This window comes from Oceanobacillus sp. M65 (assembly GCF_052246275.1).
GTDB lineage: Bacteria > Bacillota > Bacilli > Bacillales > Amphibacillaceae > Oceanobacillus_B > Oceanobacillus_B jordanicus.
On sequence record NZ_JBQQCJ010000002.1, the window covers coordinates 702433 to 715465 of the forward strand.

The 13033-nt window shown below is 39.4% G+C and carries 11 protein-coding genes; 2 read left to right on the forward strand and 9 right to left on the reverse strand.

What is annotated here, in order from left to right; all coding sequences use genetic code 11:
• Nucleotides 1–16: 16 nt before the first annotated feature.
• The 7 genes from priA to ACTWPF_RS11215 all read right to left on the reverse strand — a co-directional run bounded on the left by priA (nucleotide 17) and on the right by ACTWPF_RS11215 (nucleotide 8860).
• Nucleotides 17–2425 carry a primosomal protein N' gene (gene priA, locus ACTWPF_RS11185; RefSeq protein WP_443149171.1) on the reverse strand — a complete coding sequence of 803 codons (2409 nt, stop codon included), beginning with the start codon at nucleotides 2423–2425 and terminating at the stop codon, nucleotides 17–19.
• Complete coding sequence (gene coaBC, locus ACTWPF_RS11190; protein ID WP_443149172.1) at nucleotides 2422–3636, reverse strand: bifunctional phosphopantothenoylcysteine decarboxylase/phosphopantothenate--cysteine ligase CoaBC; 1215 nt, start codon at nucleotides 3634–3636, stop codon at nucleotides 2422–2424. Before coaBC ends, priA begins: the two co-directional genes overlap by 4 nt.
• 133 nt (nucleotides 3637–3769) lie before the next feature.
• Nucleotides 3770–3964, reverse strand: a complete 195-nt coding sequence (rpoZ, locus tag ACTWPF_RS11195; RefSeq protein ID WP_106896608.1) for a DNA-directed RNA polymerase subunit omega — start codon at nucleotides 3962–3964, stop codon at nucleotides 3770–3772.
• Complete coding sequence (gene gmk, locus ACTWPF_RS11200) at nucleotides 3964–4581, reverse strand: guanylate kinase (protein ID WP_106896607.1); 618 nt, start codon at nucleotides 4579–4581, stop codon at nucleotides 3964–3966. The genes rpoZ and gmk overlap by 1 nt, the downstream gene beginning before the upstream one ends.
• Nucleotides 4582–4605: 24 nt before the next feature.
• The gene (gene remA, locus ACTWPF_RS11205; protein ID WP_036573161.1) at nucleotides 4606–4869 is read right to left on the reverse strand and encodes an extracellular matrix/biofilm regulator RemA; all 264 of its coding nucleotides are present in this window, start codon (nucleotides 4867–4869) and stop codon (nucleotides 4606–4608) included.
• Nucleotides 4870–4976: 107 nt separating this feature from the next.
• On the reverse strand, nucleotides 4977–5858 hold the full coding sequence (locus tag ACTWPF_RS11210; protein WP_443149173.1) for a YicC/YloC family endoribonuclease: 882 nt from the start codon (nucleotides 5856–5858) through the stop codon (nucleotides 4977–4979).
• A 347-nt stretch (nucleotides 5859–6205) separates the two neighbouring features.
• Nucleotides 6206–8860: a cation-translocating P-type ATPase gene (locus ACTWPF_RS11215; RefSeq protein WP_443149174.1), complete on the reverse strand. Its 2655-nt coding sequence runs from the start codon at nucleotides 8858–8860 to the stop codon at nucleotides 6206–6208.
• A 133-nt stretch (nucleotides 8861–8993) separates the two neighbouring features.
• Between ACTWPF_RS11215 and ACTWPF_RS11220 the strand changes: the two genes are divergently transcribed.
• Entirely contained in the window at nucleotides 8994–10715 is a 1722-nt protein-coding gene (locus ACTWPF_RS11220; RefSeq protein ID WP_238019320.1) for an Rqc2 family fibronectin-binding protein, read from the forward strand.
• 69 nt (nucleotides 10716–10784) lie between these two features.
• Here ACTWPF_RS11220 and ACTWPF_RS11225 read toward each other — a convergent pair whose 3' ends face one another.
• Complete coding sequence (locus ACTWPF_RS11225; protein WP_036573171.1) at nucleotides 10785–11204, reverse strand: organic hydroperoxide resistance protein; 420 nt, start codon at nucleotides 11202–11204, stop codon at nucleotides 10785–10787.
• Between the two features lie 65 nt (nucleotides 11205–11269).
• Nucleotides 11270–12127, reverse strand: coding sequence for a LysR family transcriptional regulator (locus tag ACTWPF_RS11230; protein WP_106896603.1), 858 nt, complete (start codon nucleotides 12125–12127; stop codon nucleotides 11270–11272).
• 110 nt (nucleotides 12128–12237) lie between these two features.
• Between ACTWPF_RS11230 and ACTWPF_RS11235 the strand changes: the two genes are divergently transcribed.
• Entirely contained in the window at nucleotides 12238–13008 is a 771-nt protein-coding gene (locus tag ACTWPF_RS11235) for a class I SAM-dependent methyltransferase (RefSeq protein ID WP_443149175.1), read from the forward strand.
• The last annotated feature ends 25 nt before the right edge of the window (nucleotides 13009–13033 follow it).

A 13033-nucleotide genomic window follows, 5' to 3' on the forward strand; every position in this document is an offset into this window, starting at 1 on the left:
ACCCATTAAATATGGTTTACATTAGGTGGTGTGGTTGCATGTCCACTGTAATAAGTAGTTCCCCTTTTTGGGTTTCCTCTTTAAAATGATCCATAATACTTGAAATGATTTCCCGCAGATGTGGTTCATTTTTGTATTTTATCATGCATTGGTACCTATATCTATCTTTTATCCGTGGGATTGGAGATGGAGAAGGACCTAGCACTACCGTATTATTCCTAACATTGTGAAGTAAATCTTTTACAATGTGACTTGTCGTTTGTGCTGCTGAGACTTTATTTGGATGTGAGACTGTTATAAGAGCCAAAAAGAAATAAGGTGGATATTGAAACGTCCTTCTTGTAGCCATTTCCTTCTTATAGAATCCCTCGAAGTCATACTGACTGGCAAGTTCAATACTATAGTGATCTGGTGTATATGTCTGTACAATTACTTCACCAGTAAGTTCATGCCTACCTGCCCTGCCACTTACTTGTGTCAATAACTGAAAGGTTTTCTCTGACGATCTAAAATCTGGTAAATGCAACATAGAATCTGCTGTAAGAACTCCTACAAGTGTCACATTTTCAAAATCCAGTCCCTTAGCTATCATTTGGGTCCCAAGTAAAATGCTAGCCTCTTTATTAGCAAATTTCCGCAGAAGTTTTTCATGCGACCCTTTTCTCCTCGTGGTATCTACATCCATTCGGATAATTCCTGCCTCAGGAAGTAGCTTCGTTAAGGCTTCCTCTACTCGTTGTGTTCCAGTTCCAAAATAACGAATTAAATCACTCTCACATTCCGGGCATACAGTAGGCATTGGTTCTTCATACGAACAGTAATGGCATTTTAAATGATTCGTATTTTTGTGGTAGGTTAATGCAATATCACAGTGCGGACACTCTTTAACATGACCACAGTCCCGGCACATTACAAAGGTGGAATAGCCCCGCCTGTTAAGAAGCAAAACGATTTGCTCTCCTTTTTCGAGACATTGCTCCATTTTTTCCATTAATACACGGGAAAACATCGTTCGGTTGCCAGCATGCAGTTCTGCTCGCATATCAATAATATCAACTTTTGGCATGTCCTTTTCGTTCGTTCTTTTAGATAAGGTGGCAAGCTGGTATACGCCTTTTTCCGCTCTGGCAAAGGTTTCCAATGTTGGGGTAGCACTACCTAAAACAACTGGACAATGATGGGTCTTTCCGCGCTCAATAGCAACATCTCTCGCATGATACCTAGGTTGATCCTCTTGTTTGTATGTTCCTTCATGTTCTTCGTCAATAATAATAATTCCAATATTTTCAAACGGAGCAAAAATGGCAGACCTTGCACCAACCACAACTTGTACTTCCTTTTGGTGAATGCGTCGCCACTCATCATATTTTTCACCTGCCGACAGTGCGCTATGCATGACGGCAACCTTTGAGCCAAATCGACCCTTAAACCGATTAACCATTTGTGGTGTTAAAGCTATTTCTGGAACAAGGACAATAGCCTCTTGCCCTTTGTGAATAACATCCTGAATCGCTTGGAGATATACCTCCGTTTTTCCACTCCCTGTTACACCGTGCAGCAGAAATACCTCATGTTCATTGTTTGCTATTTTTTCCTTCATCGGTGCAATGGCCCTTTTTTGTTCCTCTGTTAAATCTAATGCCGTCGTTTTACTAAATTGCTGCTGTTGATGTGGATCTCGGTAAACCTCAACCTGATTGGTCTCAAGTAATGCTTTATCAACAAGTGTTTTAATCGTACTGGAAGTCGTTTGGTATTTTTTTAAAAGTAGTTTCTTTTCCACCGGTTCAGGTTTTTCAATAAAATAAGCGAGTAGCTCGCGCTGTTTAACAGCCTGCTTTGAAAGATCCTGAAAAGCTTCTTCCATTAGGTAAGGTTCCTTTGCGGGTTGAACCATTGTGACATACTTTTTTGTTATTTTAGAATGGACCAAGTATTTTATAACAATATCTCCATCCTGTACTGCCTTTTGTAATTGATAATAACTAATGGTAGATCCTTCAAACTCCTCATAGCCTATTACATCCCTTCCAGCAAAAAGGTGCTCCATCTCTTCTGAAAGTTGTTCTTCGGTATCCCGGACTAGCTCCTTTTTATACTGCGCTTTCAGCACTTGTGGTAGCATTGCTTGTAATGCTGTAATGTAAAAGCTCACGGTATTCTTGGCCACCCATTTACCCAAATTCAGTAATTCTGTGGTCAATACTGGTGTTAAATCAAGAACCTGATCTATCTCACGAAGTTTTTTAAATTCAGATTGCGCTGCTTTTCCAACAACAAACCCCATAATTTTACGAGGACCAAAAGGAACAGTGACCCGCATTCCAACCTGGAGAATATCCAAGTATTTGTCCGGGATCAGATAATCAAATGTCTGGTTTATCGAACTGGCAGGGACGTCAACGATTACGTTCGCTATTTTCACATGGCCTCATCCTTCATATCTCTTAAGATAAGTTGAATAATCGTCTTCGCAACCTCTTTCTTCGTAGCTAAGCCAATTTCATTCTTATCCTCTTGTTTATTTACATATGTCACCATATTGGTGTCGCCTTCAAATCCAGCACCTTGTGCTGCAACATTGTTAATGACAATGGCGTCTAAATTTTTGGCACGTAGCTTTTGCAATCCATATTTTAGTGGTTCATTTGTTTCTGCAGCAAAACCAACCAGAAACTGCTTGTCTTTTTTATTTCCTAAAGACATCAGGATATCTTGGGTCCGTTCCATTTCTAGTTGTAAATTCCCACCTTGTTTTTTCATCTTTTCCGTGTAAACGTGTTTTGGTTTGTAATCTGCCACTGCTGCTGCCTTAATCACAATATCACTTGTAGCATAATGCCGATGCATTTCTTCATACATTTCCGCTGCTGTCACAACGTTAACCCGATGAATGTTTTGCTCTTTCAGTTCCTGCTCAGAAGGTCCCGCAATAAGCGTAACTTCTGCTCCTTGCGCTGCTGCAGCCTCTGCCAGAGCAAATCCCATTTTTCCCGAGGATCTGTTCGTGAAAAAGCGAACTGGGTCTACCATTTCTCGTGTAGGTCCAGCTGAAATAAGTACTTTTTTTCCTGATAGATTGCCAATCAATTCTTCATGTTGATGGTGGGTAATGGTTTCAATGATCGTTTCAGGCTCCTCTAACCGACCTTTTCCTACATACCCGCATGCCAAGTAACCGGCTCCAGGCTCTATAAAATGGTAACCCCATGATTCTAATTGTTGCATGTTTTTTCTAACGGCCGGATGTGCATACATATGTACATTCATCGCAGGTGCAATATAGACCGGCGCCTCACTTGCGAGTAGTATAGTGGAAAGCATGTCATCTGCAATACCGTTTGCCAATTTCCCGATAACATTTGCAGTCGCTGGTGCCAACAGAATAAAGTCAGCCCAGTCAGCTAAGTCTATATGGGCTATTTTGCTCGGATCCTTTTCATCAAACGTATCCGTATAGACAGGATTCCTTGAGAGAGCTTGAAACGTTAGCGGGGAGACAAATTCAACCGCGCTTTTTGTCATAACCACTTTCACGATTGCTCCCTGTTGTGTCAACTTACTAGTGAGTGCACAGGCTTTGTATGCAGCAATCCCACCGCTGACTCCAAGTAAAATCTTTTTATCCTTCATCATTTATGATACGCCCCTTCCCGACAGTCGCTACATTAGTTATAACATATACGAATCCTATTTCGCTTTTAATATGAATTGCCGCACAATGAATAAAGTCTCCTCAATAGACCATGTGAGGAGACTTCTTAAATGTTTATTCTTCCGTGATGAAAAGTTTGTCGGCCTGAACTTCTTCCAGCGCCATTCCAACAAATTTATGTGATTTAGGATTATCAATCAATACCTTGTTCGTTTCACTCATTTGCCTTGCGCGTCTTGCAGAAAGTGTTACAAGGGTATATTTGGAATTTATCTTCTCCTGTAGTGCATCAATTGACGGTTCTAACATTACAACTCATCCTCCAGTAATTTCTTATATTGTTTTGCAACACGTTCACGCTTTAAATGTTCACTTTGAATAATAGATTGAACTTTGCTTACAGCGTGTTCTACCTTGTCATTAACCACGACATAATCATAAGCATCCATCATTTCGATCTCTTTCCTTGCTTCCTTGAGACGGTTTAAAACTAAATCAGATGATTCGGTTCCACGGCTAACAATTCGATTTTTCAATTCTTCCAGACTTGGCGGGAAAAGAAAGATAAATACACCTTCCGGGAAATTCTCTTTCACTTGCAAGGCACCCTGAACTTCTATTTCCAAAAAGACATCATAACCAGCCGCTAAGGTCTGTTCCACGTACGTCCTTGGTGTACCATAATAATTATTAACATATTTAGCATATTCTAACAGCTCGTTTTGGTGAATCAGCTCTTCAAATTCTTCTTTGGACTTAAAAAAGTAGTCCACACCATCTGTTTCTCCCGGTCGACTGTTTCTTGTAGTCATCGAAATAGAATACTTCAGCTCAGTTGCCTGATCAAATAATTCTTTTCTAACGGTGCCCTTTCCTACGCCAGAAGGCCCGGAAAGTATAAATAAAATTCCCTTCTCTTCAATCAAAATTGTTCCTCCTATACAAATCCATTAATTCTCATCTGATATTTCTTCATGGCTCAGCACGCGCTGCCCGACTGTCTCTGGTTGGACAGCTGAAAGTACTACATGGTCACTGTCTGTTATAATAACAGCTCTTGTTCTTCTGCCATAGGTAGCATCAACTAATTTATTATTGTCTCTGGCAACCGTAATAATACGTTTAATCGGCGCTGATTCTGGTGAAACAATCGATATAACACGATTAGCAGAAACAACATTCCCAAACCCTATATTTATCAATCGTAGACTCAACTTGCTTCCCCCTTAATATTGCAAAACTTCTATTATATTAGTAGGCTATAAGTTCAATTCCTTATAATATAATTATTATATGAAAAAAGATAGATCAAACTCAAGCATTACTCAATATTCTGCACTTGTTCTTTTATTTTTTCCAGTTCCCCTTTTAAATTAACAACATGCTCACTTATAATGGGATCATTCGATTTAGCACCAATCGTATTTCCTTCTCGTTGCATCTCCTGGATAATAAAGTCAAGTTTTCTGCCAACGGCACTTCGCTCTTCCATTGTCTCAAGAAAATGGATCACATGGCTGGATAGCCGTGTCAGTTCTTCCGTGACATCCCCTTTTTCTCCCAATAAAACAACTTCCTGGTGAAGCCTGTCATAATCCATCCCATCTATTTCAGACAAGTGCTGCTCAATTCTATTCCAAATTCTCTCTTTGTAAGCATTTATGACAACTGGTCTCTGTTCTTCGATGTTTTGAATTGTATTTTTTACTAATTCAAGCCTAGTTCTTAAATCTTCCTCCAAAAACTTCCCTTCTGACAATCTCATTTCCTTTGCCTGCCGTGCAGCTATACGTACTGCTTCTAAAATAGGGATTTGGAGACTTTTTGCAGAAGGCTCTTGTTCTGTAACAGTAAAAATTTCAGGCAACAAGGGCAGTGCTTCTACTGATACATTCCCAGACAGGCCATATCGTTCTTGGGCCATTTTCATCTGGGACATATACTGATCCAGCACTGCCCAGTCTGTATGTACTTCCCTAGCGTTCGTTTGCCCGCCAGCTATTTGAATTGAAACCTCTATTTTACCTCTCTGAAAAAAAGATTGTATTGCTTTCTTTATTTCATCCTCCATCATCGATATCGAGCGAGGTAGCTTTGCAGTAAAATCAAGAAAACGATGGTTTACACTACGAATTTCTACATTGATGGTACCGTCCAAATATTCGGATACATTGCTTCCATAACCAGTCATACTTATTAACATGCTATCACATCCGTTATTATCCATTATACCTTGATTCACCAAAAATGAAAACAGATAATATAAAAGCGAAGAGCGCCTGCTTAAAAACGTAGTGACTGAAGTGAATCAACCAAGATAAAGGAATCACGGTGAGGGACGAACCGATGATGACTTATTGTAGGGCGATTAACGAAGTCCCCTAGTATTTGGCGCTCAGAGCTGGACGATACAAAAGCTTCGAGTGCCTGATTAAAAACCCTCTTCCTAATTAACCTCTGTATGTTCCAGATTTTTTAGGCTACAGTAGAGGATCCGTGCATCAATTAAAAACCACGTGCTCTAGTAACAGAGACACGTGGTAGCTTGTATTATTTTTTTGTAAACCCAAATAGTACAGTCGGCAGGGCGCTTAATACAATAATTAGCATCCAATCCCTGATTCCTAGAAATGTTGTATGGAAAATTGGCTGAAGAGGTTCCCAGTATATAACAACTAGCAACAACAGCAATGATGAAATTACTGCAAATACTAAGTAGATATTTTCAAAAGGATTTCTTGCAAAGACAGACTTTTCACTACGACAATCAAACACATGAATTAGTTGTGCCATAACAAGCGTTGTAAAGGCGATGGTCTGACCATAAATCAAGTTATCCGGATTGTTTTGATATGTTACCATAAAGCCAATTAATGTTACAATCCCAATGAGAATACCTCTTGTTATTATCTTATAACCAAGCCCTCTTGCAAATACTCCCTCACGCGGGTTACGTGGAGAATGTTTCATAACATCTCCTTCCGATTTATCTAGACCAAGAGCCATGGCGGGTAATCCGTCAGTAACCAGGTTGACCCAGAGTATCTGAACCGGAATTAAAGGTAGCGGCATAGCTAGGAGCATTGCAAATAACATGACTAAGATTTCTCCAACATTTGATGCAAGTAAATAGCGAATAAATTTTCTAATGTTTTCATAGATGTTTCGGCCTTCGTGGATTGCCGATTTTATTGTTGCAAAGTTATCATCCATTAAAATGAGCGATGAGGCTTCCTTCGTTACATCGGTGCCACTAATTCCCATGCTAATCCCAATATCACTAGCTTTAATCGCTGGAGCATCATTTACTCCGTCTCCTGTCATGGCAACAATGTGCCCTTTTCTCTGAAAGGCTTGTACAATTTTTAATTTGTGTTCTGGGGTTACTCTTGCGAACACATACGTATCATCAATCACATCTTCTAAATCCTCAACCGACATTTCCGATAGCTGATGTCCTTCAAGAACCAACCCATTCTCCGGTAAAAGGTTCAAGTTTTGGGCAATGGCACGAGCTGTTTTGACATGATCCCCTGTAATCATGACTGTCTTGATACCTGCCTGGTTACACTCTTCAATCGCGGCTTTTACTTCTTTACGTGGAGGATCCATCATGCCATATAAACCGATAAAGGTAAGATCCTTCTCTAGAAAAGCATTATCAAGGTTCTCATTCTTGCTTAAGGGCTTTATGGCAACAGCCAATGTTCGTAGTGCTTTCTCAGCCATATCATTTACTGCCCTATCGATATTCTCTATATCGACTGCTTTTAAAACAGAACGCCCCTGCGCATTCCCTTGATATGTCGATCTAGGTAATAATACATCTGGTGCACCTTTGGTAACCAAATAGCGCATCTGATTTTCATCTTCAATAACGACACTCATCCGCTTGCGGTCTGAATCAAAAGGTAATTCTTTTATAATGCGATACTTCTCCGTAGCGTTCACTGTTAGGCCAATCTTTCGCGCTGCAATAAGAAGCGCTCCATCTGTTGGATCTCCATCAATATACTGTTTTCCTTTTTTCACTTGTAAGGATGCATTATTGCAAAGCGACCCATAGAGCAGCATTGCTTTTAAATTCGGATAATCTTCATCCACTTTCTCTTTGTTTAGAAAAAAATCTCCTTGAAGATTGTAGCCATCTCCTGTTACATAAAGTTGGTTTCCTCCTAAATATAGCTCTTTAACAGTCATCTTGTTTTCTGTCATGGTCCCTGTTTTATCACTACAGATGACCGAAGCACAACCTAGTGTCTCCACTGCTGAAAGTTTTCGTACAATCGCTTTTTTGCGTATCATTCGTTGAACACCAAGGGAAAGTGCCACTGTAACGATTGCCGGTAGTCCTTCCGGTATGGCCGCCACAGCTAGAGATACACCTGCAAGAAACATATTATAAATAGGATGACCTTGCATAACACCAAGCATCACAACGAGTGCAGTAAGGAATAGGGCAACTACGATAAGAATTTTCCCAAGCTCCGCAAGTTTTCTTTCCAATGGTGTCATAACCTTTTTCGTGTTTGCCATTAAGGAGGCAATCTGGCCCATTACCGTATTCATGCCTGTCCCAACGACAATCCCAATTCCTGACCCTCTTGTCACTAGCGTACCCATGAAGCCCATGTTCACTTGATCCTGTGCTTCTAGCTGATCTCGAGTAATCGCTGTTGCGTGTTTCATTACAGGAAGTGATTCTCCAGTAAGCGTAGATTCTTCTGTTTCCATCCCACTTGATTTTACGATTCTTATGTCAGCAGGAATACGGTCACCACTTGAAACTTTCACAATATCGCCGACAACTACTTCCTTTGAATATATCTTTTCCCACTTTTCATTACGCAACACCGTTGCAAGTGGGGCAGAAAGTTCTTTTAATTTCTCCAGTGATTTCTCAGCTTTTTGTTCTTGAAAATAACCGAAACACCCATTTACAAGGACGATAATCATGATTGCTATGGCATCAATATATTCTCCCAAGAGCCCGGCAATTAACGTTGCCGCCAATAATACTAGAACCATAAAGTCCTGAAATTGCTTAAGAAAGATAAGCCATTTGGATGTATTTTTCTGTGTTTCCAATACATTATAGCCATATTGTTTGCGTCTTTTTTCTACCTGTTTCGTCGTTAATCCCTTTCTTGATGTTACTTGAAGCTTTTGTTCCACCCGTTCAACGTCTAATTGATACCATTTCATCGGCATTCCTCCAAATAAACCAGTAATTAGTTGTGTTTTATATCACCTAAACCATGCAGATGACTCCCCTATGTAATTAATATCTATGCAGACTTGTCCTTAAAAATGCTATAATTACTCAGGAGGTGATCTTATGCCGTTTGATGGTATTGTTACAAGAGCAGTCACAGAAGAATTGAAACATAAATTATTACCAGGTAAAATAACAAAAATATACCAACCTACCCTGACGGAAGTCGTGTTTACAATAAGAAGTCAAGGCAGTAACCATACCTTGCTTTTTTCAATACATCCCACATATGCTAGGTTTCATCTAACCGATGACAGCTACCAGAACCCTGCTGAAGCTCCCATGTTCTGCATGGTTTTGCGAAAGCATCTATCAGGAGCAATCATTGAGGATATCTCACAACAAGGAATGGAACGTATTGTAGAATTTTCTATTAAAACGCGAAATGAAATCGGTGATATCACCCACAAATCACTTGTTATGGAGTTAATGGGTAAACATAGTAATGTCATGCTTATCGATAGAGAGAAAGGGCATATTATTGATAGCTTGAAGCATGTTTCCATGTCCCAAAATCGGCATAGAACCATTTTGCCAGGAAATGAATACCAGCTCCCTCCACTGCAAGATAAATGGGACCCACTGCAAATAGATGGCGAACAATTTGTTAAGAGAATTGACTTTAATGCAGGTAAGGTAGATCAGCAGATTGTCAATACACTAACAGGTTTTTCTCCTTTTATTGCAAAAGAGTTAGTAAAAAGAGCAAACCTTGGATCTACTAAAACTTATGTTGAGAAATTTACCGAATTACAACAGCAACTTATAGAAAATAGGTACGAACCAATTATCTATCGTGGTAAAAAAGAAGAATTCCATGTCATCCCATTGTCTGCTTTCACTGGTGACACTGAAGCATTTACCACGACTAATAAAATGCTGGATACCTTTTATTCTGGTAAAGCTGAAAGAGACCGTGTAAAACAACAGGCAAAAGACCTTTACCGGTTTATAAAAAATGAGAAGGACAAAAACGTCCGGAAATTAAAGAAGCATGCTCAAACGATTAAGAAAGCGGAAGGCGCGGAGAAGTTTCAAAGGCTAGGTGAATTATTGACCGCACATATCCATATTGTGAAGCCAGGTGCCGATACAGTTGAAGTGACGGACTATTATGATCCGAATGGCGGTACCCTAACTATTGACTTAAATCCAAATAAAACAGCAAGTGATAATGCCCAAAGCTATTATAAAACCTACCAAAAGCTGAAAAAATCAAAGCAAGTTATTGAACAGGAAATTCTCAAGACAAATGAGGAAATTGCTTACTTTGACCAGCTATTACAGCAGCTCGATGTTGCATCAACAGGAGATATTGAAGAGATTCGTGAAGAGCTAAGAGAAGAAGGCTACTTGCGGAAACAAGCGAAGAAAAAGAAGCAAAAAACAAAGCAAACCAAACCTGTACCAGAATCTTATACATCCAGTAATGGGACTGCTATTTTGGTCGGGAAAAACAATAAGCAAAATGAGTATGTCACGATGAAACTAGCCCGTCGAGATGATATTTGGCTACACACAAAAGACATACCTGGATCCCATGTCATTATTCGGGATAGTGAGCCAAGTGAAGATACGTTATTAGAGGCTGCACAAATTGCAGCGTATTTTAGTAAATCGCAACAATCCTCTTCTGTACCGGTTGATTATACGCTTATACGGCATGTGAAAAAGCCGAACGGTGCAAAGCCTGGTTACGTAACATACGATAACCAGAAGACACTGTACGTCACACCAAATGCAAGCATTATTGAAAAGTTGAGAAATTCTAAAAGCAGTTCCTGATTTGGTTAACTGTAGCAATAAGAATAGAAAAAGGCTGTCGATTATGTCGACAGCCTTTTCATGTACCTTTTATTTTACGGTTGGGTTTAATTCCACATCAATGTTTCCTCTTGTTGCTTTAGAATATGGGCAAAAGTCATGCGCCGCTTCTGCTAGTTCTTCCGCTTCTTCAGGTCCAACTCCCTCAATAGAGATATTTAATTTCACTGCTATTTTGAAACCACCATCTTCAGGATCCTTTAAGAAGCTAACTTCTGCAGTTGTTTCAGAATCAATTTTCTTTTTCTTCTCTCTGGCAACATGGTTAAGCGCACCATCATAACAGGCCGCATATCCTGCTGCGAAAAGTTGCTCTGGATTTGAGCCTTTATCCGATTTATTCTTAGCTGGGTTGACCAGATTAACATCAATTAAACCATCATCTGATTTAACATGTCCGTCGCGTCCGTTTTTTGCAGTTGCACGAGAAGTAAATAATACATCGCTCATAACTAAAAACACTCCTTTTTCTTGTTCTACTGTTACTGTTCCTCTTATTAACGCCTCTTAAACATTTATAAAAACTTTTGACCAGACATTGCTCTAATAAAGTGATCTACTTGTGGTAGCTGACGTACCCCTTCTTGGTAGCAAATCCAAGTATCCCGGGTTACCGCTTCTCCTTCAGAAACTAACGGTAGATGCGGATACTGTTCCTTCATAGAATCGGATACACTTTCTGGCAAAACAGCCATCCCTAACCCCTGTTTCATTAATTGTTTGCATGTTTCGATCTGATCAACTGTAATGGTCTTCATCGCTTTTATCGAGTTTTGTTGGTAGAGCCAATTATCTACTAATTCATGCATACTATCATCACTTTTAAAAGAAATAAGCGTCCTTTCCTTGATTTCATCGGAAGGAAAGGGCTCAGAGTCAAATAGATATAACGGATCCGCGAAAAGGCGCTCACAATTACTTTCCTTCAACTTTTCTCCACGGATGATACAAACATGATATTGTTTGTGATGACTTTTTATATCTTCACTAATCCCTGTTACTAGATCTATCGCCACTTTTGGAAAGCGTGCAGTAAATTCACCTAAAATAGAAGGCAAAAAACGCTGACTAATAAGAGAAGAACAGGCAATGGACAATGTCCCCTGAACTTCTTTGCTAGAGCTTGCGAGCTTATTTTTTATTTCCTGTTCACCGTGGACAACCTGAAATGCATGCTCTAATATCATTTCACCACCAGGAGTTAATAGCAGTCGTTTCGGGGTTCGAATAAAAATGGCTTCACCAAAGTATTCTTCAATATATTTCAGCCGTTGTGTCACAGCTGGTTGTGAAATTAATATCGCCTTTGCGGTACCCCGAATGGTTCCAATTTCATTTAATTTAAGTAAGAGAGCATAATCGTCTATTTTCAATCGTTTCATCCCCTATACGATAAGTTTTATTTATCCCTTTTAATTATAAAATAATATTTTAATTATTGCATTTTTCGAGGTATATTAAAAGAACGAAAGGTGTGATGGGAATGGACAAAGAAGAGAAGAAACTTGTGCAAAAAGTGTTTTCTGAGAATAAACAAGCTTATGTTACCAGCAATACACATGCAAAGGGGGCTGATTTACTGGCAATACCAGATTGGCTCTCCCTATCAGCAACAGACAGGGTGTTGGACATTGCAACTGGCGGTGGTCATGTAGCTAGAACACTCTCACCATATGTGGAACAAATGTATGCAACAGATCTTACAAAGGAAATGCTTGCAGAAACAGCGAGACATCTTCAAAGCTTTGATAACATTCATTATATTATTGCAGATGCCGAAAACTTACCTTTCTTAAATAATACCTTTGACCATGTCGTATGCCGAATAGCTGCACATCACTTTCCTTCCCCAAATTGCTTTGTTAAAGAAGTGGAAAGGGTGCTTAAACCGGGTGGTTCCTTTTTGCTTATTGATAATATTGCACCAGAGACAGATTCCTTCGATATTTTTATAAATATGTTAGAAAAAATGCGTGATCGTAGTCATCATCGTTCACTAAAGATATCTGAATGGAAGCAAATATTTCATCGGAATCAGCTAAAGATTACGAAAGAACAAACACGTAAAAAGACACTTCCCTTTGATGATTGGCTGCATCGCACTGTACAGGATAAAAATTTGAGACAAAAGGTATCTAGCATTGTATTAACAGCAGGACCCGATATATTAAACCATTACCAGGTGGAAATTAAAGAAAAACGTATTCACAGCTTTGGCCTTGATGAATGGATGGTATTAGGCACTAAATTATAAAATGCCCGCTTAAGTAAAAGTACAA

What these genes read in the sequence shown, in the direction of transcription:
- ACTWPF_RS11210 (WP_443149173.1), bottom strand. Translation starts at nt 5,858, where the DNA reads ATGTTAATAAGTATGACTGGTTATGGAAGCAATGTATCCGAATATTTG.
- ACTWPF_RS11225 (WP_036573171.1), bottom strand. Translation starts at nt 11,204, where the DNA reads ATGAGCGATGTATTATTTACTTCTCGTGCAACTGCAAAAAACGGACGC.
- ACTWPF_RS11235 (WP_443149175.1), top strand. Translation starts at nt 12,238, where the DNA reads ATGGACAAAGAAGAGAAGAAACTTGTGCAAAAAGTGTTTTCTGAGAAT.
- ACTWPF_RS11220 (WP_238019320.1), top strand. Translation starts at nt 8,994, where the DNA reads ATGCCGTTTGATGGTATTGTTACAAGAGCAGTCACAGAAGAATTGAAA.
- ACTWPF_RS11215 (WP_443149174.1), bottom strand. Translation starts at nt 8,860, where the DNA reads ATGAAATGGTATCAATTAGACGTTGAACGGGTGGAACAAAAGCTTCAA.
- coaBC (WP_443149172.1), bottom strand. Translation starts at nt 3,636, where the DNA reads ATGATGAAGGATAAAAAGATTTTACTTGGAGTCAGCGGTGGGATTGCT.
- rpoZ (WP_106896608.1), bottom strand. Translation starts at nt 3,964, where the DNA reads ATGTTAGAACCGTCAATTGATGCACTACAGGAGAAGATAAATTCCAAA.